Genomic DNA, 25,838 nt, shown 5'->3' on the forward strand with positions numbered 1-25,838 from the left:
TCACGCCAGTCGCAGACCGAGATGATCGGCCATCGGCTGAAAGTCTCGGTCGTTTTGCAACAGCTTGTGCCCGTGCTCGATACAGTAGGTACCGATAATGAGGTCAGCGGTTTTACGCACGGTTTTCCCTACACCGCGAAGTTTTCGGTAGTTGGCGGCGGCTTTCACGGCAAGCTCGGGTGTCAGCATCGATACGAACCCGAAGCGCTTCAGTCGATCATGTATCGCCGCCGCCAGTTTGTCGTTGCGTTCTCCCTGCAGGATTTCGAGGAGAATAATGTCGCCGATGATGACGTCGGTAAGATCGCGAATATTGTCGAGCGTTGCGACTTGCGGTGTAGATTTATTCTGGAACCAGTCAATCCAGACAGATGTATCGACAACAATCATTCTGCGGCGTCTTGCGACTTGGTATCTTCTGCGCTCCAGCTATTGCGCACATCTTCCAGATCGCCACTCCAGCCGATGCCTCTCAGTTCCTGCAACGCTTTGCGTCGCCCGAGATTTTCCACCAGATCGCGCAACGCCTTTTCCACTGTCGCCTTTTTTGTCGAAAGGCCGGTGATTTCCATCGCCTCGGCGATCAAGGCGTCATCGAGTTCAATGTTGGTGCGCATCGAAAACTCCTTGGTGTATCGATTTTCGAAACAATACACCAAGGACGCTTTCCGCGATATCTGTTTTTACTGGAACGCCGTCTCGTAAAAGCTTCGAAGCTTGCGCGAATGCAACGTTTCCGTCGGCATGGCGGCAAGCTTCTGCACGGCGCGGATGCCGATCTGCAGATGCTGGGCGACCTGGGTGCGATAGAACTCCGTCGCCATGCCGGGCAGTTTCAGTTCGCCATGCAGCGGCTTGTCGGAAACGCAGAGGAGGGTGCCGTAGGGCACGCGGAAGCGGAAGCCGTTGGCGGCAATGGTCGCCGATTCCATGTCGAGCGCTATGGCGCGGGACTGCGACAGACGCTTGACGGGGCCGGCCTGGTCGCGAAGTTCCCAGTTGCGGTTGTCGATGGTGGCGACGGTGCCGGTGCGCATGATGCGTTTCAGCTCGAAGCCCTCGTAACCGGTGACTTCCGCGACGGCACCTTCCAGCGCCACTTGCACTTCGGCCAGAGCCGGGATCGGCACCCAGACGGGCAGATCGTCATCAAGCACGTGATCTTCGCGCACATAGGCATGCGCCAGAACATAGTCGCCAAGCCGCTGGCTGTTGCGCAGGCCGGCGCAATGGCCGACCATCAGCCAGGCATGCGGGCGCAGCACGGCGATGTGGTCGGTGATCGTCTTGGCGTTGGAGGGGCCGACGCCGATATTGACGAGCGTGATGCCGGCATGGCCCTTCTTCTTCAGGTGATAGGCGGGCATCTGCGGCAGGCGTGCGAGCACGGCATCCGTTTCCGGCTTGTCGCAACCGGCAGGGGTGACGATGTTGCCGGGCTCCACGAAGGCGGTGTAACCCTCGCCGCCATTCTTCATCAACTGACGCGCCCATGCGGCGAATTCATCGATATAGAACTGGTAGTTGGTAAACAGCACGAAGTTCTGGAAATGGCTGGCGCTGGTCGCCGTATAGTGGCTGAGGCGGGCCAGCGAATAATCGATGCGCTGCGCGGTAAAGGGCGCAAGCGGTGCCGGTTCGCCGGGCACCTGATCATATTCGCCATTGGCGATGAGATCGTCGGTGTTGTTGAGATCGGGCGTATCGAACAGATCGCGCAGCGGCACGTCAGACAGCGAGGAGGCCGCCGCCGCCTCGACATAAGCGCCTTCGCCGAAAGCGAAATGCAGCGGAATGGGCGTGGCCGATTCCGAAACCGTGACCGGAACGCCGTGGTTCTTCATCAGAAGCCCGAGCTGTTCCTTGAGGTAATGGCGGAAAAGCTCCGGCCGGGTGATGGTCGTCGTGTAAACGCCGGGGGCGGTGACATGGCCGTAGGAGAGACGCGAATCGACATGGCCGAAGGTGGCGGTCTCGAGGCTCACCTGCGGATAGCAGGCGCGGTAGCGCCCGGCAATCGGCGCGCCCTTGGCAAGCTCGGTGAAGGAATTGATCAGGAACGCCGTATTGCGTTCGTAAAGCGCGGTCAAAGCCGCCACAGCTTGTTTCGGGTCCGTGAAGGACTGCGGCGCGAAAGGCTCAGGAGTGACGAAGGTGAGGGGCGGAATCGTTGGTTTTGCTATTGTCATGGCCCATTATAAGAGGGCAATTTCGACAGGCAAGCGACAGAAATACGAAGAAACTGAAAAGAAACGCAAAAAGGCAGTTCGAATAACAGCGGGGCGGCGGAAATTTCAGCCGAGCGCGCCACGCTGCAGGCTCATCAAAAGCACGAAGCCGGCGCCCTTGGAGGCGGGGCGGGGGTCGGCCTTGTAAACCGCAAGTCCCGCGACCGGACCGAGAAAGATCGAGGCCATCAGCACCAGCCGCAGCGCGGAAAACAGGCCGTTGGAAAAACTTGTCGTCATCGGCCTGTCCTCACAACACGACGGGGCAATTGGCGGCGGGCGAGGGGCTATGCTGGCAGGCGATTGCCGCGCCCGCATTCACCCGCTGGAAACTGCGGTTCGGATTAACGACGAGCGAGGCGAAGGACATGGCGAAGATCGCCATGAGAAACGCGAAGATTGCCAGTCGGCTGATCAGCTTTGCCATGTCCATTCCCCTTATTGGAGTTGATGGACAGAGTTTTGCCACACTCGGACTGAACGGACCCTGAGACCCCGGTTCATATGGCATTCAGGGATGTTAACGGGTGGTGACATGACAGATTGATGCCGCAATGGCGCCGGGCATCTCGCGGGCCCTCCCGCTTTTCGATCAGGACAGAGGGGCTTCCGCACGTGCCGCAAGATCGGTCAGCAGGGTCTCGAATGCCTGAGGCTGGGTCACATCGACAACCGGTAAGCGGTGCTCCTGCGCGGATGCCAGCATGTCCGTGTTTTCCCGCAACGAACGCTCGATGAAGGCGTCGATGATCCGCCGCCTCTCAGCCGTTGCATCTTCATAGCGGGCGTGAGAGCGCATTCTCTCGAGAAGAAAATCATTGCCGGCATGGAGAAAGACACCGGCGACTTCGCCGCCGAGTAGGGGCGAAATCAATTCCGGCCGCAGGGCCGCGCCCTCGAAGATTGCGGGAGTGCCGGTGCCGGACCTGCTGTCGATCATCGTGCGGATCAGCGGCCAGATGTTCTGATGATGTATCTTCAGGAACCAGTGGATCGTTTCCGCCGAGAGCCGTGCGTAATATTCTTCCACCGGTGCCGGACTGCCCGGCCATGGCCTGCCCGGATGACGGGCGAGACTGTCGGTCGATATTGCCTCGCAGCGCAGCCTTTCGCTCAGCAGGCCGGCAAGGGTGCTTTTGCCGACATGCGAGGTGCCCGCAATCAGGATTGTTGAAAGGGTGGGGTGCATGCGTCGCTCTCGTTGGTGTTGGGCGCAACGATACATCAACGGATATATGGCTTCCATGCGGCGTGCGTCCGCAGTCTCAGGTGAAATCCTTGGCAGCGCACCGCGCCGTCAGGCGCGGGACCGCAGGCGGCAGGACAGAGGCCCGCCCGCCGCCCTGTCGATTACAGCCGCGTCCAGGTCTGCGATTTGCACAGAACCTTCAGCACGCAGCCCTTCATGCTCAGCGAGTTGCCGGAAACGGTGCCGGAGCCGCTATAGGTCTTGTCATTGGCGGGATCGGTGATTTCACCCGAATAGCTGTTTCCCTTGCCGGAAAGCTTGCCGATCTGTTTTCCGGCGTGTTTGCCGGTCTTCAGCGTCACGCAGAAGGCGCCGCCGCAGGGGCCGATCACGGCGGTTTCGCCGCTGGCGGTCTTCCAGTTGCCTTCGATTGCCTCGGCGGCGAAGGCAAGGTTGCCGCTCAGCATGAGGGCGGCGGCAATCGTCATTATACGCTTCATAAAATTCCTCCCGAAATTCGCGCAGGCTTTCTCGAGCCGGCGGCCCAAAGACGCGATGCGCAGATCAAACCCTTTTGGCGTGCGAATGCGCCATCTCTGGCCCAAGCCGCCTGCGGCGCAACGATCGCTCCTTGCACCGCGCTATCCTGTGCCCGTTTCATCCTCATGACGGGCAGGGCGGATAGTATTTGACGTTCACGTAAAAGGAAACAGAAATTTGCGGCCCCGGCGCGGCATTTGCAGCGGCGGGAGGAGCGAAAGAGGGAGAATTGGAAAATCGCTGTTTTGATCGTGGTGAAGGAAGGGTTTAAATCCAATTCTAAACTTTTCGTAAAATTCGCCGCAAAGTCCTTAATTTCCGCGGCTCGTGATATTTAACGAAAACCCAATTTTACCAATCGTTTGCAGTTTGTTTGCGGCGCATTAATCATGCCTTTTAAGCGACCGTTGAAGGCCCCGTGGCATAGTGAACTCATCAAAAGCGCAGGGAAAACCTGCCGGACGAAAGGACAAAAAAGCCGCAAAAGACGGCAGGTCCGGACGATAGCCTCGACAAGAAGGCGAATGATGAAACAGGCAGAAGGACAGGGATTAAAACAATGGCACGCTTTGAAATTCGCGATATCGAAATGGCTGCCGGTGGCGAAACCCGCGCCGACACTCTTTGCAATCTCGGCCTGGTCTATGCGACCGGCCGGGGCTGCAAGGTGGACCTGATCGCCGCCCATAAATGGCTCAACATCGCCGCGATCCGCGGATCGGAAAGAGCCGCTTCGCTGCGCGCCGATCTCGCCCGCAACATGACGAAATCGGAACTGGCCGAAGCGCTGCGCGCCGCCCGCGACTGGATGACGATGCACTGATTTACCCAAGCTTTTATTGAGATTTCCGGTCCGGTTCCCTCCAGTCCCGATGACCGGCGCAAAGGAAAGTAAACCCGAAGGGGAACGCGGCGAGGGCTTTGAAAAGGGCTTTTGCGCTGACACATCAAACCGCGACCGGCAGGAACAAGGCCGGCGCGGTTTTCTTATGTTTGGCGATGTCTCTTCGCCGGAAAACGATTCGCGGGCAGGGGCTTGCGGGAGGATATTGAATCGCATTCGCATCACCCTGTGATGAGGATGAAACCGCTACGGCAGGCATGACAGGTGCGGTTTTCGAATCGCTTCCTTCTTCCGTCATGCCGGACCTGATCCGGCATCCAGCCACGCCGCGTCTGCGGCGTGAAAGGGTCTTTCGCGATCAAGGACTTGATCGCGCTGGATTCCGGCTCAAGGCCGGAATGACGGCACTCGATATCAGCCGATCGCCTTGAGGACCTTCGGCAGCGCCTGTTCGAACAGATCGAGCTTGTCGCCCGGCCCCACGCTCACGCGAATGCAGCGGTTGAGCGGCGCGACGCCCGGCATGCGGATGAAGACGCCATGTTCCATCAGCCCATCGACGATGGCGCGGGCATAAGCCCCGTCGCGATGGCAATCGATGGTGACGAAATTGGTGGCGGAGGGGAGCGGTGAAAGGCCGTTATTGCGGGCGATTGCCGAAATCCGCTCACGGGCGTCAGAAATTTTACCAACGACTTCATGCAGATAGGCCTGATCCTTCAGCGCCGCCAAAGCGCCGGCGACCGAAATGCGCGCCATGCCGAAATGGTTGCGGATCTTGTCGAAGGCTTCGACATTGCCGAGCGTGCCGATGGCGTAACCCACGCGCGCACCCGCCAGCCCATAGGCTTTCGAGAAGGTGCGCATGCGCAGAATGTTCGGCTGGCCGATCAGCGCGTCGATGGCCGGGACGGCGCTGGCCGGCGCGGTTTCGCAATAGGCCTCATCCAGAATGAGCAGGCAGGTTTCCGGCAATGCGCGGGCAAAGGCGACGACTTCGCTCGCTTCCCACCAGCTTCCCATCGGATTGTCGGGATTGGCGAAATAAACGAGCGGCGCATTTTCCCGGATGACGAGATCGAGAAGCCCGTCAAGGTCTTCGTGGTCGTCGACATAGGGCGTGGTCACGAGTTTCCCGCCAAAACCGTTCACATGGTAATTGAACGTTGGGTAGCCGCCAAAAGAGGTGACGACAGGCGTGCCCGGCTCGACGATCAGCCTGGCGATCTCACCCAGTAGCCCATCGACGCCGCTGCCGATCGCGATATTGCCGCGTGCAACGCCATGGTGGATGGCAAGTGCTTCCTTCAGCTCATAATTTTCCGGATCGCTGTACATCCATGTCTCCGCCGCCGCATCGCGCATGGCCAGAAGCACGGAAGGGGCGGGGCCGAAGCCGCTCTCATTGGCGCCGATACGCGCTTCAACCTTCAGGCCGCGGTTGCGCTCGATGGCTTCGGGGCCGACGAAGGGAACGGTTGAGGGAAGCGAAGCGGCAAGCGGCGTGAGGCGGGAAAAGGCTGACATTGGCTGAGAGTTCCGGTACCTGTGTTTAAAACCCGGCTCACAATAGGTGCAAAAAAACCGGACGCAAGGCGCAGCCGGTCCCGGGGCGACTGTTTTGGAACAGAATTTTACGTCCCGGCGAGGAGACGGAAAAGCCATTGGCCCGTTATGTCGGGGTCACGCGTTGGTCTCGAAGCTCAGGCGTCGCACATGGTGCAGGAACTCCGCATCGATCAGCATATTGAAGCCGATCGTCACTTTTTCCTCTTCGCGGCGGATCAGCGTGCAGCCGATCTCATCGCGGATACCGAGAATTTCCAGATAGAAATTGGCCGGCATTTCCAGATCGGGGCTGACATCCAGTTCCGCGCCGTAAAGGGAAATGGTCCGCACCAGGCAGCGCATGGTGTCCTTGGCGCTGAGATGATGCCCGATGAAGGTGATCTTGCCGGGCCGGTCGATCTGAAATTTCTCGTACATCTCGTCCTGGGGGACGTTCTGACGGGGATCCATATGCAAAGCCATGACAACCTCCCGGATTGCCTCTTTTGATGCCGATTTTAACGCCGCTTCCTTGCCAGGGCATGAAGGAAATGCGCGCAATTGTCTGTTCTTTGTCTCGATCTCGACCAATCTTCCCTTCGGAAGCCGATGTTTCCGCTATGGAAATGCGCTCGGTCCCATCCGGTTGCAGCCTGTGCTGATACTGCGTCACGCTTGCACGGGGCTGGTGTTGACTAGGGCCGTACTTGGCGTTACGCCTGAGCCTTGCAATATCGCTTCGCGAGGCCCGGCAGGACCGGCGCTTCGTGATTCTTCTGGGAGTGGACTGTGACGGGAAGGCTGGTAATCGTCGGGGCGGGGCAGGCCGCTTTCGCGCTGGCGTCGAAGCTTCGGGCGCTGAAGGACGAGCGCCCCATCACCATCGTCGGTTCCGAGGATGCCTATCCTTACCAGAGGCCGCCGCTCTCCAAAAAATACCTCCTCGGCGAGATGAGCTTCGACCGGCTGATGTTCCGGCCGGAAGAATGGTACGCGGAGAACAATGTCGATATCCGGCTTTCCACCTGGGTGGAGGAGATAGACCGCGCCGCCAAATCCCTGCGCATGCAGGACGGCAGCACGCTTTCCTATGACAGGCTGGTGCTGGCGACCGGGGCGGCTCCCCGCCTGCTGCCCGCCAGCATTGGCGGCGATCTGGAAGGCGTTCTGACCGTGCGCGACAAGCGCGATGCCGACCGGCTTATGGAGGAGATGAAGCCGGGCCGCAGGCTGCTGGTAATCGGCGGCGGTTATATCGGTCTCGAAGCAGCGGCCGTCGCCCGCAAGCTAGGCCTCGAAGTGACCTTGATCGAAATGGCCGACCGCATTCTCCAGCGTGTCGCGGCGAAGGAAACCGCCGATATCATGCGCGGCATCCATCAGGCCCACGGCGTTTCCATTCGCGAAAAGACCGGCCTTGTGCGTCTTGTCGGCATGGATGGCCGGGTGGCCGCTGCCGAACTCTCCGACGGCTCGACGCTGGATGTGGACTTTGTGATTGTCGGCATCGGCGTGACGCCGAATGATCGCCTCGCTCGCGAATCGGGCCTTGATGTCGGCAATGGCATCGTGGTGGATGACCATACCCGCACCTCCGACAGCGCCATTCATGCCGTGGGCGACTGCGCGCTGCTGCCCTGGCGCGGCCAGCATGTGCGTCTCGAATCGGTACAGAACGCGGTTGATCAGGCCGAGGCGGCCGCTGCCGTGCTCACCGGGGCTGAAGTCGCCTATGATCCGAAGCCATGGTTCTGGTCGGATCAATATGACACCAAGCTGCAGATCGCCGGCTTCAATCTCGGTTACGACGAGACGATGCGGAGGCAGGGTGCGCGTGAGGGCAGCTGGTCCGTCTGGTATTTCCGCGATGGGCGATTCGTGGCGGTGGATGCCGTCAACGATGCCAAGGCCTATGTCGCGGGCAAGAAACTGCTCGATACCGGCGCGGAGCCGGATCGCGCCATCCTGGCGGATGCTTCCGCCGATCTGAAATTACTGCTTTCCTGAGGATATCATGCCTGCTCCCGAAAACCGTTTCAAAACCGCCATCCATGCCGGCAAGCCGCAGATCGGCCTCTGGCTCGATATGGGCGAGGCCATCACGGCGGAAATCGCCGGTACGGCGGGGTTCGACTGGCTGGTGATCGACGGCGAGCATGGGCCGAACGATCTGCGCAGCATCATCGATCAGCTGCGCGCCCTTGCCACATCGTCTGCGGAGCCCGTGGTGCGCGTGCCGGTCGGTGAAAGCTGGATGATCAAGCAGCTTCTGGATGCGGGTGCGCGCACGCTTCTGGTGCCGATGGTCGATTCGGCCGACCAGGCGAAAAATCTGGTCAGCGCCATGCATTATCCGCCGCGCGGTATTCGCGGCATGGGCGCTGCCGTTGCCCGCGCTTCCGCCTTCAACACGATAACCGACTATGCCGACAGCGCCTCGGACAGCGTCTGCCTGCTGGTGCAGGCCGAAACGCGCTCAGCGATCAACGATCTCGATAATATTCTTGCGGTGGAGGGCGTGGACGGCGTCTTTATCGGCCCGGCGGATCTGGCCGCCGATATGGGCTATCTCGGCCGGATCGACGAGCCGGAAGTGCAGGCGGTGATCGAGGCGGCCATCGTCAAGATCGTCAAGGCGGGCAAGGCCGCCGGCATTCTCACCTTCAACGAAACCTATAATCGCCGCTATCTCGAACTTGGCGCGTCCTTCGTGGCCGTCGGTGCGGATGTGACCGAATTCGCCAGCACCCTGCGTGCGCTCTCGGCCCGTTACAAGGGCGGGGCAGCGCCTGCGCCATCCCGGTCTGGCTATTAATTCAGTCGTCGTTGCTGGCGTTCAGCTTTTCCGGCGGAATGCCTTCTTCGCCGGAGGCGAGATAACCGGTATTGATAAGGGCGGCGCGAATGATGCGCTGGATGGCCTCATCCCTGTCGACGCCGTGATCCCTTGCAAAATCCGACAAAGCCGCTTCAAGATCGTCGCTAAACCGCATATCCGCCCCCATTCATCACATTTCAAACCCATACGAAAAGGCAAGGCAGGATTGACCCGCCTTGCCTCAATTTTAATTCGATGCGGCGATTAGCGCCAGCGATAAAGGCTGCTGTTCGACGAGTTCTGCTGCGTGCTCGCACCAACCGCATAACCGATGGCAAAACCGAGTGCGCCAACGATCGTCAGCAGGGAGGTCGCCGTGCCGGGATTTTCTTTGACGGCTTCCACGACATTCTGGCCCTGGGCACGGACATTATGCGCGGCCTTGCGAACGCGTCCGCGCGCCTCATCCAGAAATTCGGACGCATCCTCGCTCACGCCTTCCGCGCGGGCGGATACGGATTTGGAGAGGGATGCGATCTGCGAACGCAGCTCCGCAATCTGGTTTTCGATCGTGTCTTCGACAACATTCAGTTTGGTCTGAGCCATTAGAACACCTCTTTTGTTACCGAAGGCAGAACGTGCCGGCCTGCAAGAAGTTCCCAAAAGGCACGCAAAGTTTCGCAGGACGATGTTCAGCCAACAGGTTTTTGTGCTTCTTGGCGAAAAAGCCTTGCAATCATTTTTTTTACGCAATAATCAGGCCGCACCGGAGAGGTGGCCGAGTGGTCGAAGGCGCTCCCCTGCTAAGGGAGTATACGTCAAAAGCGTATCGTGGGTTCGAATCCCATCCTCTCCGCCACTTCGGCACAAGACCGGAAAATCCCAGCCCCATCGATCCCACCAGTTCCAGATCACAACCGCACGCATGTTTGTAAATGCGCGCAGCCGTGCGCACTATGAAGTCGCGGATGGTCGCGCCCGCCAGGTCTCGATTATGGAAGAAACGAGCGAGTGAAGAGGCTCGGTGGTGTCGACTTCGATGTCGTACCGGCAATAATCATGTGTTTTCAGATGATACCGCGCTTCCCCGATTGTCCTGTCCCCGCGTTCCCGCTCGCGTCGTTCCATTTCCGCGAGGGGAGCGTGCACGCCGACCCAGAACGTGTCCAGATGCGCGAACAACGCCCGCAATTGCCGTGCCCAGCCTGCCTCTTCAACGATGTGCTCGACAATAATATCGTTGCCCGCTTCGGCAAACGACACGATGGAGCGGTGAAAACCGTCAAAGAACCTGGCGCGCTCATTACTCAGGCCGGCATGCGGCGTCTTTTGTTTGATGGCACGAAAGCCGCCATCGGCAAGCTGATCCGACGCGTAATAACAAAAGGGTTCCGTCAGCGCCTCTCTGAGCGCCTTGGCGAGTGTCGATTTGCCGGCGCTCGAGGTGCCGTTCAATAAAATAATACGACCATTCCGCATGTCGATCTGTTCTTCCGTCTGTTTCGAATTGGCACTCGTGAATCGATATTAAAGGATAGTGTTTCAAGCGCGATGTCGCGTCGTCAATCAAGTCTCCAGTCGATACGGGTCGGTGGCGGCATGTCGGTGCCGTAACCAGTCCGGAGCTGGCCCTTCGAATCGTTGCGCGAGGAATCGTTGGCAAAAGGTATGGTTTTTTCCGCTGTTTCTTCATACGCGCTGTCGCGGACGTGACAGATGCAGGCGGGAACGAAGCAAAAGTTTCCATCATCCTTGCCCGGCGAGGCAAGGTTTCGCTGAAAAAGCCGGTAGTTTAGAAAGACCTTGTTAACCTCGCTAACTAACGGATTTTCAAGCAATTTCTTAACGCATGGTAAAGCCGCCTGCGGACCGGCTAAGCACTGTGTGTTGTTTCCGCAACAAACCGAAATGAAGCATATACGTAAATGCTATTTATCGGATGTTGGCGATTGCAAGCGGCGAAACCTTTTGTATTTTCACCACCAGAAGCGAGGCGGTGGATCGTTTGGCTTCTAAGAACACGGGAATGGGGCAGGGAATGCTGTCCTTCAGCGAAAGTACCCAGACCCACTTAAAAACTTTGACTGGAGGTCAACCATGAACATCAAGAGCCTTCTGATCGGCTCCGCTGCGGCTCTCGCAGCAGTATCCGGCGCTCACGCTGCCGACGCTATCGTCGCTGCTGAGCCTGAGCCCCTGGAATACGTTCGCGTTTGCGACGCTTTCGGCACCGGCTTCTTCTACATCCCCGGCACCGAAACCTGCCTGAAGTTCGACGGTTACATCCGTTTCCAGACCGACTTCGGCCGTAACAAGTCCGGCACGTCTGACTGGAACTCGTTCACGCGCGCTCAGTTCAACATCGACACCCGCACCGACACCGAGCTTGGCGCTCTGCGCGGCTACATCGGCTTCCGTGGCGATGCCAGCAACGATTCCAGCCGTGGCGTTAACGTCGACCAGGCTTTCATCGAACTCGGCGGCCTGAAGGTCGGTTACTACTACAACTGGTGGGATGACGGCCTGTCTGGCGAAGTTGATCAGCTCAGCTCGAACAACACGCGTCTGAACGCTATCCGTTACACCTACGACGCTGGCTCCTTCTACGCTGGTGTTGCAGTTGAAGAACTCGAGCGCGTTGTTGCTGGTAACGGCACGACCGTTGACGGTGGTCTGAACCTCACCAACAACCTCGGCGTTTCGCAGCTCAACTGGACCGTTCTGAACGGTCAGCGCGACAACAACGTTGGTATCAGCGCTATCATCGGCGGTAACTTCGGCGCCGTTAAGGCTAACCTGCTCGGCGGTTACGACACCGACGCTGAAAACGGTGCTATCCGCGCAATCGTCACGGCTGACATCGGCCCGGGCACCCTCGGCCTCTCCGGCGTATGGGCTTCTGGCGCTAACGCTTACTACGAAGAGTCTGAGTGGACCGTTGCTGCTGAATACGCAATCAAGGCAACCGAAAAGCTGACCATCACCCCCGGCTTCCAGTACTTCCGTACGCTGGACATCGGCACCGATGGCGACTTCACGGGTGACCGCGATGCATGGCGCGCTGGTGTAGCTGTTGGCTACAAGATCACCTCGGGCCTTTCCACGCTCGTCTCGGTTAACTACCAGGACGTCGACGGCACCGAAGGTGTTAACGGCGGTGGCGACAGCTGGACCGGTTTCGTTCGCCTTCAGCGTTCGTTCTAATCTGATCTGACATTGTCAGTGATGGAAAGCCCGGCTCTCGAGCCGGGCTTTTTTGTTTGAATGGCATCTTGATAGGGCAGGCATCGCCACAGGTGAGGAGATCGTGGCGGCGTTCCGATTTTCCGCAGGTTTATACTCGGAGCAGACCGCTACACATGCCCATCGATTCGCTCGGTATCGGGAGCCTTGAGTCGTTTAAGGAATCCGAAGCTGCGGGTTTTTGCTTTTCGGTCAGTTTTTTCTTGCAGAAGTAGGGTCCTCTGCAGATTGCAATCGTCTTTTGAACAATTTCCGGTGGCCTGATCGTGTCCAGATTCAGGTGATCTCGTGGGTTTTCTCACGGCGGATTTTTCGAGCCTCTTGTTAAGTGACTGAAAAGCATAGGTTATTAACGATTTTTTAACGAATGGGGTCCCGTCGGTTAGAATTGTAGCTATTTCGCAACAATGAAAAACTAAGGACACCTTACTGTCTTCCTTCTGTCACGATTGCGATTGCCTGTGCGGCCCGTTTTGGCTCTAATCAGCTTCATAAGCGGCACGCATTTCTGAAGTGCTTTCCCACCCGCTGCTTAGAAGATTAAGCGTTTGACTGGAGGTCAACCATGAACATCAAGAGCCTTCTCATCGGCTCCGCTGCGGCTCTCGCAGCAGTATCCGGCGCACAGGCCGCTGACGCTATCGTCGCTGCCGAGCCCGAGCCCCTGGAATACGTTCGCGTTTGCGACGCTTTCGGCACCGGCTTCTTCTACATCCCCGGCACCGAAACCTGCCTGAAGTTCGACGGTTACATCCGTTTCCAGACCGACTTCGGCCGTAACAAGTCCGGCACGTCTGACTGGAACTCGTTCACGCGCGCCCAGTTCAACATCGACACCCGCACCGACACCGAGCTCGGCGCTCTGCGCGGTTACATCGGTCTGCGTGGCGAAGCCAACAACGACAGCGACCGTGGCGTCAACGTCGACCAGGCTTTCATCGAACTCGGCGGCCTGAAGGTCGGTTACATGTACACCTGGTGGGATGACGATCTCTCCGGCGAAACCGATATCCTGTCTTCGAACACCACCCGTGGCAACGCTCTGCGTTACACCTACGACGCTGGTTCCTTCTATGCCGGCATCAGCGTTGAAGAGCTTGACGCTACCCGCGACGCTACGTCGAACCTCGGCATTGCCAAGGGCGGCGTCTTTGAAGGCCCGAACAACGTTGGTGTAAGCGGTATCATCGGTGCCAAGTTCGGTGCTGTCAGCGCAAACCTGCTCGGCTCCTACGACACCGACCAGGAAAATGGTGCTATCCGTGCAATCGTCACGGCTGACATCGGTCCGGGCACCTTCGGTATCTCCGGTGTTTGGGCTTCCGGCGCAAACTACTACTACGAAGAATCCGAGTGGGCTGTTGCTGCTGAATACGCCATCAAGGCTACCGACAAGCTGACCATCACCCCCGGCGCTCAGTACCTCGGCACGATCGATATCGCTCCGGACGGTGACTTCACTGGCGACCGCGATGCATGGCGCGCTGGTCTGACGGTTGATTACAAGATCACCCAGGGTCTGGATGCCAAGGTTGCTGCAAACTATCAGGACATCGATGGTCCGAATGGCGACAGCTGGACCGGTTTCGTTCGCCTTCAGCGTTCGTTCTAATCTGATCTGACATTGTCAGTGATGGAAACCCCGGCAGAAATGCCGGGGTTTTTCGTTTTGAAGCTCGGGTGGAAATATAAGTCTTTCGGGAATTGCTTGTGCTTTGCAGCATCGGTCAGCTGGCCTCTCGCTTATCGGCAAATCTGCCCAAGCCGTCGACCTTATCCCCGGGACTTGTCCCAGTGATCCAGCCACGTCGCATAAAATCTAAACGTCGCAGATGCTCGGGACAGGCCCGAGCATAACGGAAGAGAACTTCAGGCTTTTTCAGCGGTCTGGAGCGCTGGCCGGCAGGTGCTTGAATGCTCCGCTCGTCACCTGAGGAAGCCGGCTTTACCCCGCACGCCCATGGCGCAGGTCGTCAACGATATCGGCCTGTTGTCCGAGCCTCGTCTTGTAGACCTGATAATTCTCCATCACCCGCTGCACGTAATTGCGGGTTTCGGGGAAGGGGATGCGCTCGATCCAGTCGACCACCTCGTCGATCGGCTTGCCGCGCGGGTCGCCATAGCGGGCGATCCATTCCGGCACGCGCTTTGGCCCGGCATTATAGGCGATGAAGGTGAGGATGTAGGAGCCGCCGAAACTGTCGATCTGCTCGCCGAGATAATGCGCGCCGAGCGTGGCGTTATAGCCCGCATCGGTGGTCAGCCGTGCCTGGGTGTAGGGCAGGCCATGGCGTCCGGCCACGCCCTTGGCGGTTCCGGGCAGCAGTTGCAGCAGGCCGCGCGCATTGGCGGCGGAGATGGCAGCCGGGTTGAAGGCGCTTTCCTGCCGGGCAATCGCGTAAGCAAGCGCCTTGCCGGAGCCGGCAATATTGGCGCTGGCGGGAATGACGCCGAGCGGATAGGCGAGCGCTGCGGCATCGATGCCGCGGCTGAAAGCCGTCTTGCCGATTTGCAGCGAAACCTGATGGTTGCCGTTGCCCTCCGCCCTTGCCGCCAAAATGGCAAGCTCGCCGGGGCTGTCGAGTTGTTCCGCCAGCGACCGGTAAAGGCTATCGGCCCGCCAGCCGTAACCGGCTGCTTCCAGCCGGTCGATGGCGCGCACGGCTTCGCGGCCGGCGAAACGTTCGCGGTCGCCGCTGCTGGGGCTAGGATAGGTGACATTCAGCGTCTTGGCGCCGATTCGTGCAGCAGCGAGCTGGCCATAAAACGTGCCGGGATGAGCGGCGGCTTTGGTGAAAAAGTCGCGGGCATCCCCCGGTCCGCCCGCTTCCGCCGTCCGCCCGAGCCAATAATAGGCGCGCGACGCCGAAAGCGGTCGGTTCGAAGTCTGAAGCAGCGTGTTGAAGTGACGCGAAGCCGTGGCGGGATCGCGCAGCGCTCTTAGCGCATACCAGCCGGCATGGAATTCCGCATCGGCGGTATCGACGGCGGAGGTGGCCGAATGATTGGCGACGATGCGATAGGCCTCGGCGAAATCGCCGAGATCGGCGACGCCGCGCGCAATGATGCGTCGCTCGTTCCACCATTCGCCCGGATTGACGAGCTTGGCCGCTTCCTTCGGGGCCTGCCGCAAAAGCACGGCGGCTTCGGAATATTTCTGCTGGTTGCGCAGGTTTTCCACCCGCGCGAAAAGATAGGCGGGGTCGCCGCGCCAGGAGGCGTCGACCTTGCCGAGCAGCGCAGTCGCAGTAGTGGATCGCTGCAGCACGGCCGCCCAGGCATTGTAAAGCGACTGCGCCTTGCCGAGATCGCCGAAACGCTTCGCCTGGCCGATGCGGCTGCGATACATCAGATAATCCATGCGCGCCTTGTGATCGGCGGGCGTCAGATAGGTGGGAAACTCGGCAAGCACACGGTCTTCCATGTCCTTGTCCATGCCTTCGCTCACCCAGAGCTGGCGAATGAGACGCTGCGATTCCGTACCCTTGTCGGAGGAAGCGAGCGCCTTGGCGAGCACCACGCTGCCTTCCGCAGTTTCCGGCCGGCTATTGCCGAAGGCGGCAAGCACCTGGGACGCCGGCGGATCTTCTCGGTAAAGCGCTTTTTCGGAATTGGCGCGCAGGGTGGCGGCACCCGGCCAGCCGGAGAGCTCGCGTTGGGCGGCGGCGATTTCGGCGGAAGCGACGTCCTTCTGGCCGGAAACGGCGATTGCCCAGGTGAGGATATGGCGGTCGAGACTGCCGGTCGGCATGGTGTTGCGCAACGCAATCGCGCGCGCCGCATCCCGGCTGGAGAGCGCATCGAGGCCGGCCTTCAACTGGCTTGTATCGTCGGGGCGGTCGAGGCGCGGTATGGCGCCGGTGATCTCGGGCGAGGCCGGCATGAAGGCCGGAACGGTCGGCGCATTCGGCTTGACATAGGGAAGCGGCGCCGCACCTTCCGGCAGCGGCCCGGCCAATGCGTTCCAAACGGTTGCGGCAAGGCCCGCCGCCATCAATCCCCAGACTGTCTTTTTCATGCCGTTCTTCATCGTGTAACGGAGTTGCCGACTTTCTTTCAGAGCACGTCCTGTTAACCGGAATCGTTCGACATGCTCTGGCTCTTTGCTTTTCCGCATTTTCCGGACGTAAAACCGCTACGCACTTTTACTGGAAATGCTCTAATATCATTTCATTGCAGCGGGATTGCCGAAAACGGTCTGATGTCCCACCCGGAAATCTTGGGATTTCAGGCTTAATGAAATGTTAATCGCCGCCCTGCAATTCAATCAACTTTTATTCACCGTCCCGCGAGCGGCGTCTCATTTCGGCGCCTGCTTTTTATGCTTGCCGATTGCAGCCCGGAGACTGTCACACTTCCGACAATTTCGGACAAAATACCCTGCCTTTGCGCTTGTCGGCGCCAAGGGCTGGCACTAATGTGTGCCGGTTTTAACCATCGAATGCGGCCGAAGCATGAACCGGCTCGGCGCCAGGAGCTTTGCATGTTCAAGGGATCAATTCCCGCCCTCATTACCCCGTTCACGGACAATGGCGCCGTGGACGAACAGGCATTTGCCGCCCATGTGGAATGGCAGATCGCCGAAGGCAGCAACGGACTTGTGCCGGTGGGCACGACGGGGGAATCTCCAACCCTGTCCCACGACGAGCACAAACGTGTCGTCGAGCTGTGCATCGAGGTAGCGGCGAAACGGGTTCCGGTCATTGCGGGCGCTGGCTCCAACAATACCGATGAGGCGATCGAGCTTGCGCTGCATGCGCAGGAAGCCGGCGCGGATGCGCTCTTGGTTGTCACTCCTTATTACAACAAGCCGACCCAGAAGGGCCTGTTCGCGCATTTTTCCGCCATTGCCGAAGCGGTGAAGCTGCCTATCGTCATCTACAATATCCCGCCGCGCTCGGTGGTGGATATGTCGCCGGAAACCATGGGCGCACTGGTCAAGGCGCACAGGAACATCGTCGGCGTCAAGGACGCGACCGGCAAGATCGACCGCGTTTCCGAACAGCGCATTTCCTGCGGCAAGGACTTCATCCAGCTTTCGGGCGAGGATGGCACGGCGCTCGGTTTCAACGCCCATGGCGGCGTCGGCTGCATTTCCGTCACCGCCAATGTCGCGCCGCGCCTCTGTTCGGAGTTCCAGGCGGCGATGCTCGCCGGCGATTATGCCAAGGCGCTGGATTATCAGGATCGCCTGATGCCGCTGCACAAGGCGATCTTCATGGAGCCCGGTGTCTGCGGCACGAAATACGCACTGTCGAAGACGCGCGGCGGCAACCGCCGGGTCCGCTCGCCCTTGATGAGCACGCTGGAACCGGCAACGGAAGCGGCCATCGACGCGGCGCTGAAGCACGCCGGCCTGATGAACTGAGACACGCCTTAAAGCGTTTAAGGCGCGCCATGAACCGCTTCGCAACAGAAGCCGTTCGGCGCGCCTTTTCTTTTCGCGGCGACAACATTAAATAGGGGTTCGAAAACCGCTCTCGGCGGTAAGCCGAAGGCGCAATAAGAAAAACAAGGGATTGAAATATCATGGCCCCCAAAGGCAGCCAGCGCGTGGTGAACAAGATCGTTGCGGAAAACCGCAAGGCTCGTTTCAACTACGAAATCATCGACACCTATGAGGCAGGGCTCGTGCTGACCGGCACCGAGGTCAAGTCGCTGCGCGAAGGCAAGGCGAATATCGCCGAATCCTACGCCTCGGACGAGGGCGAAGAAATCTGGCTCATCAATTCCCACCTGCCGGAATATCTGCAGGCCAACCGCTTCAACCACGAGCCGCGCCGCCGCCGCAAGCTGCTCCTGAGCAAGCGCGAGATCAACCGCCTGCGCGCCGGCATCAACCGTGAAGGCATGACGCTGGTGCCCTTGAAGATCTATTTCAACGACAGGGGCCGCGCGAAGCTGGAACTGGCGCTCGCCAAGGGCAAGAAGTTGCACGACAAGCGCGAGACGGAGAAGGAACGCGACTGGAACCGGCAGAAATCGCGGTTGCTGAAGGGTGGCAACGCCTGAGCGGCAGGAGATTTCGCGGCGTAGAGGGTAGCGGCCTTTCGCCACTTGTTCTTCCGTCATGCCGGACTTGATCCGGCATCCAGCCACGGCGCGTCTGCGCCGTGGAAAGAGTCCTTTCAGCCCAAGGACTTGGGCTGGCTGGATCCCGGCTCAAGGCCGGGATGACGGGAGTGTGTTGCTGCCCGCTGCGCCCGTCACGCCGCCCGGTACGTCCGCTCCACATGCGCCTTCGTCGTCGAAACGCTGAACCGGCTGACAAGCGCCGCCAGATTGGCGCTGACATCGCTCAGATTATGCGTCGCCGCATTCGTCTCTTCCACCATGGCCGCATTCTTCTGGGTCAGATTGTCCATGCTGTTGATGGCGGCATTGATTTCCTGAATGCCGACGGACTGTTCCTGCGCCGCCTTGGTCAGCGAGGCGATATGTTCCTGGATGTGATCCACCTTGTTGCCGATCGTATTCAAGGATTCGCCCGTCTTGTTGACCAGTGAGACACCCTGCATCACGTCTTCGGAAGACTTGGCGATCAGCGTCTTGATTTCCTTCGCGGCGGTGGCGGAGCGCTGTGCGAGTTCACGCACTTCCTGTGCGACGACGGCGAACCCCTTGCCGGCCTCGCCGGCGCGCGCGGCCTCCACACCGGCATTCAGCGCCAGAAGGTTGGTCTGGAACGAAATCTCGTCGATGACGGAGATGATCTGAGTGATCTTCTGCGATGAGTCCTCGATGGCCCCCATCGCCTTCACCGCTTCCGTCACCACATCGCGCGAGCGCGCGGCTTCAACGGCCGAACTTTCGACAATGGCCTTGGCCTCTTCGGAACGCTGCGCCGACAATTTGGAAATGGTGGTGATTTCCTCGACGGCGGCGGCGGTTTCCTCAAGGGCGGCGGCCTGCTGCTCCGTGCGGCGGGCCATGTCGTCGGTCGCGGAAGTCAGCTCGCGCGTATTGCCGGAAATCTTGTTCGCCTCTTCGACGATCTGCGCGAATGCGCCGGAGAGATTGCCGACCGCAGCGTTGAAATTGGCGACCAGCCCTTCGAATTGCGGTGCGGTCTTTTCGCCGATACTGGAGGTGAGGTCGCCATTCGCCAGCCTGTCGAGGGCGCTGTTGAGCAGTGCGAGAACGTGCTCCTGTTCCTTCTTCATCTGCGCCTGTTCGGCTTCCACCTTCTGCCGCTCGGCGGCCAGCACGTCGAGATAGACGGAGATCGAATAATCCATGTCGAGAAGGGCGGCCTTGATGGTGGCCGACAAGGCGTCCTTCACCTTCTTGGCCTTCTTCTCCATGAAAAAGCCCTTCAACTCGGACTCGATCAGGGCCTTGACGATGCCGTCGAGCATCAGGGCATAACCGCCGATGTACCATCTCGGCTCCAGCCCCAGTCTCGCATGGGTGCGGCCGATGGCGGTTACGGCATCGGTATAATCCGCGTTGAAGGTGCCGGAAGCGATCCTTGCCCAGTGTTTGAGCTGCATGCCCTTGGCGTGCTGCACATGCGCGTCGTTGGCGAAGAATTTCGCCGTCTCCGGCACTGAGCGAACCTTCGCGTAAAAACGATCCAGAGACGCATCGAGAGAGCCGGTGATGACGCCCTTCATGTCTGAAAGATTTTGCCGTTGCTCGTGGCCGAGCCCCAGAAAATTCAGTCTTTCATCGAGCTGTCGGTCGGTTTTTGTCTGGCCATGCATGTCTAGTCATCCTGCTTTGACACCCAAATCACGTCGCTGGTGCCGTTGCGTGATTTAGACACGTCTAAAATTAACCAAGATATAATTTCGACTGGCCGGATTTGACGGTTGTTAATTCCAAAGGGAATTTTTGCCCTGCCGACAGGGTGTCAAACAAAAACGCGCCCGTCTTTGCGATGGGCGCGTTTCTGAAATATCAGCGATGCGAAAGCTAGGATCAGATCGTTTCCGGGCTTTCGGCGTGCCGGGCAGGGCGCTCGTTCGGGTCGCGCCCGATCTCGGCCTTCAGCGTCATCAGATCGATGAAGTGATCGGCCTGGCGACGCAGGTCGTCGGCGATCATGGCGGGCTGCGTGGCCATGGTGGAAACCACGGAAACCTTGCGGCCCTTGCGCTGCAGCGCATCTACCAGCGTGGTGAAATCGCCGTCGCCGGAGAAGAGCACCAGATGATCGACCGTCTCGGACTGTTCCATGGCATCGACTGCCAGTTCGATATCCATGTTGCCCTTGATCTTGCGGCGGCCGAGAGCGTCGGTGAATTCCTTCGCTGGCTTCGTCACGACCTTGTAGCCGTTATAATCCAGCCAGTCGATCAGCGGGCGGATCGAGGAATATTCCTGATCCTCGATGAGCGCGGTGTAATAATAGGCGCGCAGCAGGTATCCACGCTTTTGAAACGCCTTCAGGAGCTTGCGGTAGTCGATATCGAATCCCAGGCTTTTCGATGCTGCATAAAGATTGGCTCCGTCTATGAAGAGCGCAATTTTCTCCCGTGGATCGAACATTCCATCCCATTCCTTTTTTTGGAAAGGCCATTATCTGGCTTTTATATCCGGTCGATAACGCAAAAAAACATGTCGTATCAACGAGCTTTGCGTATCGCCGTTGCGTTTTAAGTAAGCTACCTTCCCCCTTATTCCAAGACAATTCTTCTAGACATTTTGTTCATCAGACGCCAAAGGTGGGCAATAAGGTGCCAAAAGACGCCAAAGACAGGAAAAACTTGAATTCCGCGGCCAATGGCTGTATCGGAAGCTGGAAAGCATCGTCGCGAGAAATCTTGAATGTTTTTCGCAAGGCACGAAGCGCAGATTCAATAGGTTAGAGCAACCCTTGTGCACCCCGAACATCGCACGGCGCTCTGATCCACGACATTACGACCCGCAAAGGACAGGCAATGGCCCGCGTCACAGTTGAAGATTGCATTGATAAAGTAGACAACCGTTTCGAGCTGGTGCTTCTCGCCAGCCACCGTGCGCGCCAGATTTCTCAAGGGTCTTCCATCACGGTTGACCGCGACAACGACAAGAACCCGGTTGTGGCGCTGCGCGAAATCGCCGACGAGACGCTGTCTCCCGACGATCTGAAGGAAGACCTGATCCACTCGCTGCAAAAGCATGTGGAAGTGGACGAGCCCGAGCCCGATCCGGTCACGCTCGCCGCCTCCGCCATTGCCGATGGCGAAGAAGACGACCAGCCGGAAACCGTTACTTTCGACCAGATGTCGGAAGAAGAACTGCTGGCCGGTATCGAAGGCCTTGTGCCGCCGGAAAAAAATGACGACTATTGATAGGATTTTATGATGCCTTTGGCAGGCGGCGGTTACCGTCTGTCAATAGTTGCCGTCATAATCTGATCCCTATTGATGCAGCATTGTGCGCCGACCCTCAGGTTGGCGCGCTTTCTTTTTGTGGAATATCGCATGATGCGGCAATACGAACTCGTTGAGCGGGTTCAAAAATATAAACCGGATGCGAATGAGGCCCTGCTGAACAAGGCCTATGTTTACGCCATGCAGAAACACGGCCAGCAGAAGCGGGCCAATGGCGACCCCTATATTTCGCATCCGCTCGAAGTTGCCGCGATCCTCACCGAAATGCATCTCGACGAATCGACCATCGCGGTGGCGTTGCTGCACGATACGATCGAGGACACCACCGCCACCCGCGCCGAAATCGACGAGCTCTTCGGCGAAGATATCGGCCGGCTGGTGGAGGGGCTGACCAAGCTCAAGAAGCTCGACCTCGTCACCCGCAAGGCCAAGCAGGCGGAAAACCTGCGCAAGCTGCTGCTCGCCATTTCCGACGACGTGCGCGTTCTTCTGGTGAAGCTCGCAGACCGTCTGCACAATATGCGCACCATGGAATATATGCCGGCCGACAAGCGCAGCCGCATTTCCGAAGAAACCATGGAAATCTATGCGCCGCTCGCCGGCCGCATGGGCATGCAGGATATGCGCGACGAACTGGAGGACCTGTCCTTCCGCTATCTTAACCCGGAAGCCTATGGCACGGTGACGAACCGCCTGCAGGAACTGGAAACGCGCAATGAAGGGCTGATCAAAAAGATCGAGGACGAGCTGCGCGAGCTTCTCGTGGCGAATGGTCTGGTCGGCGCCAATGTCAAAGGGCGGCAGAAGAAACCCTATTCGGTGTTCCGCAAGATGCAGTCGAAGTCGCTTTCCTTCGAGCAGCTTTCCGATGTCTACGGTTTCCGCATTCTGGTGGATGATATTCCGTCCTGCTATCGGGCGCTGGGTGTCGTGCATACCCGCTGGCGCGTCGTGCCGGGCCGCTTCAAGGATTATATCTCGACACCCAAGCAGAACGACTATCGTTCCATCCACACCACCATCGTTGGCCCGTCGCGCCAGCGTATCGAGCTGCAGATCCGCACCAAGCGCATGCATGAGATCGCCGAATTCGGTATCGCCGCCCATGCGCTTTACAAGGATGGCGAAAACGGGGAGGGCGATCTGCTCTCGCCGGAATCGAACGCCTATTCCTGGCTGCGCCACACCATCGAATCGCTGGCCGAAGGCGACAGCCCGGAAGAATTCCTCGAGCACACCAAGCTCGAACTTTTCCAGGATCAGGTGTTCTGCTTTACGCCGAAGGGCAAGCTGATTGCCCTGCCGCGCGGCGCGACGCCCATCGATTTCGCCTATGCCGTTCACACCAATATCGGCGATACGACGGTTGGCGCGAAGATCAACGGGCGGATCATGCCGCTCGTCACCCGTCTGAACAACGGCGACGAGGTGGAGATCATCCGCTCCGGCGTGCAGGTGCCGCCGGCCGCATGGGAAGAGGTGGTGGTGACGGGCAAGGCCCGCTCGGCCATTCGTCGCGCCACTCGCATGGCCATCCGCAAGCAATATTCCGGTCTCGGTTATCGCATTCTGGAACGCACCTTCGAACGTGCCGGCAAGGCCTTCTCGCGGGAAGCGCTGAAGCCCGTGCTGCATCGTCTGGCGCAGAAGGACGTGGAAGATGCCATTGCCGCCGTCGGCCGTGGCGAGGTTTCCTCGCTCGATGTCCTGCGCGCGGTGTTCCCGGATTATCAGGACGAGCGCGTGACGGTGAAGATGACCGGCGACGATGGCTGGTTCAACATGCGCAGCGCCTCCGGCATGGTCTTCAAGATCCCCGGCAAGTCGCGCTCGGTGCTTGAGGACGACGGTGCGGCCGAGATGCTGGATGGACCGGACCCGCTGCCCATCCGTGGCCTTTCCGGCAATGTCGATGTGCATTTCGGTGCCGCCGGCGCGGTTCCGGGTGACCGCATTGTCGGCATCATGGAAAAAGGCAAGGGCATCACCATCTATCCGATTCAGGCGCCGGCGCTGCAACGCTTCGACGACGAGCCGGAGCGCTGGATCGATGTGCGCTGGGATCTTGATGAGGCGAACAAGTCGCGTTTCATGGCGCGGGTGATGATCAATGCGCTGAACGAGCCGGGCACGCTCGCCTCGGTGGCGCAGTCCATCGCCACGCTGGACGTCAATATTCGCGGCCTCAACATGGTCCGCATCGGCACGGATTTCTCCGAGCTGGCGCTGGATGTCGAAGTCTGGGATCTCAGGCAGCTGAACCAGCTTCTGTCGCAGCTCAAGGATCTCGATTGCGTCTCGACAGTGACGCGTGCCTTCGATTGAGGCATTTTTGATCCTTTGCAAATACTAAAAGGCCGCTGTTATGCATTAAATGCATGGCAGCGGCCTTTTCCTGTCTCTGGTCGTGGAGGCGGTTTGCGACTATTTTCATCTCAGAAATTGAAGAGAAGGAAACGCGGCGTGCCGGTGGATGAACACCGATGAGAAACGCCAGTTCCAAACCGAAAGGACCGAAAATCATGTTTACTCCGCTTCGCAAGATCGCCCGTGCCGTTCGTGGCAAGACCGCCCAGGAACGCGAATTCGAATATCTCAGCGCTTCCGTGTCGAATGTCGACCTGGAATTTCGCCAGCGCGAAATCGACCGCGGCCTGTTCCGCCGGTAATGCACTCAGCGCATGGCAGCCCGTCGCCGTGCGTATGGAGCCAGCAGGTGCAGCCGTATCGGCCTGTGTATTGCTGTGTCTCGCAAAACTATGTGAATGCGCGCTTCAAGCGGTTGTCCCAAACTGGTTGACCAATACGCCGCAAAAAATTCCGGCTCAGTCCCCTGTCGCAATAGGCGACACTAAATTGGGACTGATATCGAAGGCTCGATATTCACTGTATTCGTGATATCCCGCGTCCGTCATGCCGGACTTGATCCGGCATCCAGCCAGCCCAAGTCCTTGGGCTGGAAAGAGTCTTCTCGCCGCGCAGACGCACGTCGGCTGGATTCCGGCCCAAGGCCGGAATGACGGACGCGGAGAATACACCTGCAAAAGAAATCCCTGCGTCATCTATGATGCTCTTGGCTCAGCCCGGGCGATGAAATAGACTGCCGCCATGCCGTTTCGCCGCCGTGAACCCGTTGGTTTTTCAGAGAAGATTCGCGACCTCTTCTGGCCGCGCACGGGTTTTTCCCGTTCGTTGCGCTATATGAAGCTGCGCCTTCTGCGGCTTTCCGCCTCTCCGCATTCGGTTGCCGCCGGTGTCGCTCTCGGTGTCGGCGTGGCGTGGACGCCGTTTCTCGGCGTACATATCATCATCGCCATGGCGCTGGGTTTTCTCATGCGCGTCAATCTCGTGGCGGCGGCGCTTGGCACCACCTTCGCCAATCCGCTGACATTTCCCTTCATCTGGGCATCCACCTGGGAGCTGGGGCACTTCATCCTCGGCCGGCAGAAGACGGAAAGCGCTGCGCACGTGGATTTCGTGGCGCTGTTCAGCCATCTCGAATTCCGGCAAATTTGGACGCCGGTGCTGGAACCCATGACCATCGGCGCGCTGCTTCCTGCCGTTATCAGCGCGGTCATCGCCTATATCGCCGTTTATGGTCTCATCAGCGGTTTCCAGCGCCGCAAGATGGAAAATCTCGCGCATCGCGCCGCCAACAAGAATGCTTCTCTGGAGATGTTGAAATGATCATTGGATTGGGCAGCGACCTGATCGACATCCGCCGTGTTGAAAAATCGATCGAACGTTTCGGCGAGCGCTTCACCCATCGCTGTTTCACCGATATCGAGCGGGCCAAGTCCGATGGCCGCAAGAACCGCGCCGCTTCCTATGCCAAGCGTTTCGCCGCCAAGGAAGCCTGTTCCAAGGCGCTGGGAACCGGCCTTGCGAACGGCGTATTCTGGAAGGATATGGGCGTCGTCAACCTGCCGGGCGGCAAGCCGACCATGGTGTTGACCAATGGGGCAGGGGAAAGGTTGGCGGCGCTGCTGCCCGCCGGCCACCGCGCCACTATTCACCTGACGATCACGGACGATTTTCCTTACGCTCAGGCATTCGTGATTATCGAGGCGCTTCCCGTGAACGGGTAAGACCCGGTGAAGCCGCATTG

At 59.0% G+C, this 25,838-nt stretch carries 29 protein-coding genes and 1 tRNA gene; 14 read left to right on the top strand and 16 right to left on the bottom strand.

Annotated elements, in window-relative coordinates; genetic code table 11:
• The 7 genes from FGF54_RS03595 to FGF54_RS03620 form a co-directional block, all read right to left on the bottom strand.
• Complete coding sequence (locus tag FGF54_RS03595; RefSeq protein WP_142778946.1) at positions 1–390, bottom strand: PIN domain nuclease; 390 nt, start codon at positions 388–390, stop codon at positions 1–3.
• On the bottom strand, positions 387–617 hold the full coding sequence (locus FGF54_RS03600; RefSeq protein ID WP_035218145.1) for a type II toxin-antitoxin system VapB family antitoxin: 231 nt from the start codon (positions 615–617) through the stop codon (positions 387–389). Before FGF54_RS03600 ends, FGF54_RS03595 begins: the two co-directional genes overlap by 4 nt.
• A 66-nt stretch (positions 618–683) precedes the next feature.
• Entirely contained in the window at positions 684–2,189 is a 1,506-nt protein-coding gene (gene amn / locus FGF54_RS03605) for an AMP nucleosidase (RefSeq protein ID WP_142778947.1), read from the bottom strand.
• A 105-nt stretch (positions 2,190–2,294) separates the two neighbouring features.
• Positions 2,295–2,468: a hypothetical protein gene (locus FGF54_RS27145; RefSeq protein WP_003509979.1), complete on the bottom strand. Its 174-nt coding sequence runs from the start codon at positions 2,466–2,468 to the stop codon at positions 2,295–2,297.
• A gap of 10 nt (positions 2,469–2,478) precedes the next feature.
• On the bottom strand, positions 2,479–2,661 hold the full coding sequence (locus FGF54_RS27150) for a hypothetical protein (protein WP_020809511.1): 183 nt from the start codon (positions 2,659–2,661) through the stop codon (positions 2,479–2,481).
• 159 nt (positions 2,662–2,820) lie between these two features.
• Positions 2,821–3,417, bottom strand: a complete 597-nt coding sequence (locus tag FGF54_RS03615; RefSeq protein ID WP_142778948.1) for a hypothetical protein — start codon at positions 3,415–3,417, stop codon at positions 2,821–2,823.
• Between the two features lie 161 nt (positions 3,418–3,578).
• Positions 3,579–3,917: a DUF2147 domain-containing protein gene (locus FGF54_RS03620; protein WP_003524108.1), complete on the bottom strand. Its 339-nt coding sequence runs from the start codon at positions 3,915–3,917 to the stop codon at positions 3,579–3,581.
• A 599-nt stretch (positions 3,918–4,516) separates the two neighbouring features.
• Here FGF54_RS03620 and FGF54_RS03625 point away from each other — a divergent pair.
• Positions 4,517–4,780 (top strand): sel1 repeat family protein, encoded by a 264-nt coding sequence (locus FGF54_RS03625; RefSeq protein WP_003524109.1) that lies wholly within the window; start codon positions 4,517–4,519, stop codon positions 4,778–4,780.
• 49 nt (positions 4,781–4,829) lie between these two features.
• Complete coding sequence (locus FGF54_RS27415; RefSeq protein WP_142778949.1) at positions 4,830–5,033, top strand: hypothetical protein; 204 nt, start codon at positions 4,830–4,832, stop codon at positions 5,031–5,033.
• A 182-nt stretch (positions 5,034–5,215) separates the two neighbouring features.
• Here FGF54_RS27415 and FGF54_RS03635 read toward each other — a convergent pair whose 3' ends face one another.
• The gene (locus tag FGF54_RS03635; RefSeq protein ID WP_142778950.1) at positions 5,216–6,328 is read right to left on the bottom strand and encodes a pyridoxal phosphate-dependent aminotransferase; all 1,113 of its coding nucleotides are present in this window, start codon (positions 6,326–6,328) and stop codon (positions 5,216–5,218) included.
• A 156-nt stretch (positions 6,329–6,484) separates the two neighbouring features.
• Positions 6,485–6,832 carry a hypothetical protein gene (locus tag FGF54_RS03640; RefSeq protein WP_035240153.1) on the bottom strand — a complete coding sequence of 116 codons (348 nt, stop codon included), beginning with the start codon at positions 6,830–6,832 and terminating at the stop codon, positions 6,485–6,487.
• 306 nt (positions 6,833–7,138) lie between these two features.
• On the opposite strand from FGF54_RS03640, the gene FGF54_RS03645 reads away from it, so the two are divergent.
• Both FGF54_RS03645 and FGF54_RS03650 read left to right on the top strand, forming a co-directional pair.
• Positions 7,139–8,356, top strand: coding sequence for an NAD(P)/FAD-dependent oxidoreductase (locus FGF54_RS03645; protein ID WP_142778951.1), 1,218 nt, complete (start codon positions 7,139–7,141; stop codon positions 8,354–8,356).
• Between the two features lie 7 nt (positions 8,357–8,363).
• On the top strand, positions 8,364–9,164 hold the full coding sequence (locus FGF54_RS03650) for an aldolase/citrate lyase family protein (protein WP_142778952.1): 801 nt from the start codon (positions 8,364–8,366) through the stop codon (positions 9,162–9,164).
• A 1-nt stretch (position 9,165) separates the two neighbouring features.
• Here the strand turns inward: FGF54_RS03650 and FGF54_RS27155 are convergent, their stop codons facing one another.
• Together FGF54_RS27155 and FGF54_RS03655 are read right to left on the bottom strand one after the other, a co-directional pair.
• Complete coding sequence (locus FGF54_RS27155) at positions 9,166–9,342, bottom strand: hypothetical protein (protein ID WP_003524115.1); 177 nt, start codon at positions 9,340–9,342, stop codon at positions 9,166–9,168.
• A gap of 89 nt (positions 9,343–9,431) precedes the next feature.
• Positions 9,432–9,773, bottom strand: a complete 342-nt coding sequence (locus FGF54_RS03655; protein ID WP_020812132.1) for a hypothetical protein — start codon at positions 9,771–9,773, stop codon at positions 9,432–9,434.
• Positions 9,774–9,935: 162 nt separating this feature from the next.
• Here FGF54_RS03655 and FGF54_RS03660 point away from each other — a divergent pair.
• A tRNA-Ser gene (locus FGF54_RS03660) sits at positions 9,936–10,026 on the top strand.
• A gap of 95 nt (positions 10,027–10,121) precedes the next feature.
• Here the strand turns inward: FGF54_RS03660 and FGF54_RS03665 are convergent.
• Both FGF54_RS03665 and FGF54_RS03670 read right to left on the bottom strand, forming a co-directional pair.
• Positions 10,122–10,646 (bottom strand): chloramphenicol phosphotransferase CPT family protein, encoded by a 525-nt coding sequence (locus tag FGF54_RS03665; RefSeq protein WP_142778953.1) that lies wholly within the window; start codon positions 10,644–10,646, stop codon positions 10,122–10,124.
• Positions 10,647–10,729: 83 nt separating this feature from the next.
• Positions 10,730–11,005, bottom strand: coding sequence for a hypothetical protein (locus FGF54_RS03670; RefSeq protein WP_142778954.1), 276 nt, complete (start codon positions 11,003–11,005; stop codon positions 10,730–10,732).
• A gap of 259 nt (positions 11,006–11,264) precedes the next feature.
• On the opposite strand from FGF54_RS03670, the gene FGF54_RS03680 reads away from it, so the two are divergent.
• Positions 11,265–12,371, top strand: coding sequence for a porin (locus FGF54_RS03680; RefSeq protein ID WP_142778955.1), 1,107 nt, complete (start codon positions 11,265–11,267; stop codon positions 12,369–12,371).
• 604 nt (positions 12,372–12,975) lie between these two features.
• Positions 12,976–14,022 carry a porin gene (locus tag FGF54_RS03685; protein WP_142778956.1) on the top strand — a complete coding sequence of 349 codons (1,047 nt, stop codon included), beginning with the start codon at positions 12,976–12,978 and terminating at the stop codon, positions 14,020–14,022.
• Between the two features lie 333 nt (positions 14,023–14,355).
• On the opposite strand, the gene FGF54_RS03690 is transcribed toward FGF54_RS03685, so the two are convergent.
• Positions 14,356–16,428 carry a lytic transglycosylase domain-containing protein gene (locus tag FGF54_RS03690; protein ID WP_168207999.1) on the bottom strand — a complete coding sequence of 691 codons (2,073 nt, stop codon included), beginning with the start codon at positions 16,426–16,428 and terminating at the stop codon, positions 14,356–14,358.
• A 465-nt stretch (positions 16,429–16,893) separates the two neighbouring features.
• Here FGF54_RS03690 and dapA point away from each other — a divergent pair, with 465 nt between their 5' ends.
• Together dapA and smpB are read left to right on the top strand one after the other, a co-directional pair.
• The gene (dapA, locus tag FGF54_RS03700) at positions 16,894–17,778 is read left to right on the top strand and encodes a 4-hydroxy-tetrahydrodipicolinate synthase (protein WP_142778957.1); all 885 of its coding nucleotides are present in this window, start codon (positions 16,894–16,896) and stop codon (positions 17,776–17,778) included.
• A gap of 161 nt (positions 17,779–17,939) precedes the next feature.
• Positions 17,940–18,422: an SsrA-binding protein SmpB gene (gene smpB, locus FGF54_RS03705; protein WP_142778958.1), complete on the top strand. Its 483-nt coding sequence runs from the start codon at positions 17,940–17,942 to the stop codon at positions 18,420–18,422.
• 194 nt (positions 18,423–18,616) lie between these two features.
• Here smpB and FGF54_RS03710 read toward each other — a convergent pair whose 3' ends face one another.
• The gene (locus tag FGF54_RS03710; RefSeq protein ID WP_137452137.1) at positions 18,617–20,116 is read right to left on the bottom strand and encodes a methyl-accepting chemotaxis protein; all 1,500 of its coding nucleotides are present in this window, start codon (positions 20,114–20,116) and stop codon (positions 18,617–18,619) included.
• Between the two features lie 217 nt (positions 20,117–20,333).
• The gene (locus FGF54_RS03715; RefSeq protein WP_003521125.1) at positions 20,334–20,903 is read right to left on the bottom strand and encodes an NYN domain-containing protein; all 570 of its coding nucleotides are present in this window, start codon (positions 20,901–20,903) and stop codon (positions 20,334–20,336) included.
• A 392-nt stretch (positions 20,904–21,295) separates the two neighbouring features.
• Here FGF54_RS03715 and rpoZ point away from each other — a divergent pair, with 392 nt between their 5' ends.
• From rpoZ to acpS, 5 genes are all read left to right on the top strand, one after another.
• Positions 21,296–21,688, top strand: coding sequence for a DNA-directed RNA polymerase subunit omega (rpoZ, locus tag FGF54_RS03720; RefSeq protein ID WP_035262680.1), 393 nt, complete (start codon positions 21,296–21,298; stop codon positions 21,686–21,688).
• 132 nt (positions 21,689–21,820) lie between these two features.
• The gene (locus tag FGF54_RS03725; RefSeq protein ID WP_065654813.1) at positions 21,821–24,055 is read left to right on the top strand and encodes a bifunctional (p)ppGpp synthetase/guanosine-3',5'-bis(diphosphate) 3'-pyrophosphohydrolase; all 2,235 of its coding nucleotides are present in this window, start codon (positions 21,821–21,823) and stop codon (positions 24,053–24,055) included.
• A gap of 197 nt (positions 24,056–24,252) precedes the next feature.
• On the top strand, positions 24,253–24,399 hold the full coding sequence (locus FGF54_RS03735; RefSeq protein ID WP_168208000.1) for a DUF3563 domain-containing protein: 147 nt from the start codon (positions 24,253–24,255) through the stop codon (positions 24,397–24,399).
• Positions 24,400–24,838: 439 nt separating this feature from the next.
• Positions 24,839–25,417, top strand: a complete 579-nt coding sequence (locus FGF54_RS03740; protein WP_035262677.1) for a DUF2062 domain-containing protein — start codon at positions 24,839–24,841, stop codon at positions 25,415–25,417.
• The gene (gene acpS, locus FGF54_RS03745) at positions 25,414–25,818 is read left to right on the top strand and encodes a holo-ACP synthase (RefSeq protein ID WP_142778961.1); all 405 of its coding nucleotides are present in this window, start codon (positions 25,414–25,416) and stop codon (positions 25,816–25,818) included. Before FGF54_RS03740 ends, acpS begins: the two co-directional genes overlap by 4 nt.
• Positions 25,819–25,838 lie beyond the last annotated feature (20 nt).

It is taken from the genome of Agrobacterium sp. T29 (genome assembly GCF_006970545.1).
In the GTDB taxonomy this organism is placed as follows: domain Bacteria; phylum Pseudomonadota; class Alphaproteobacteria; order Rhizobiales; family Rhizobiaceae; genus Agrobacterium; species Agrobacterium leguminum.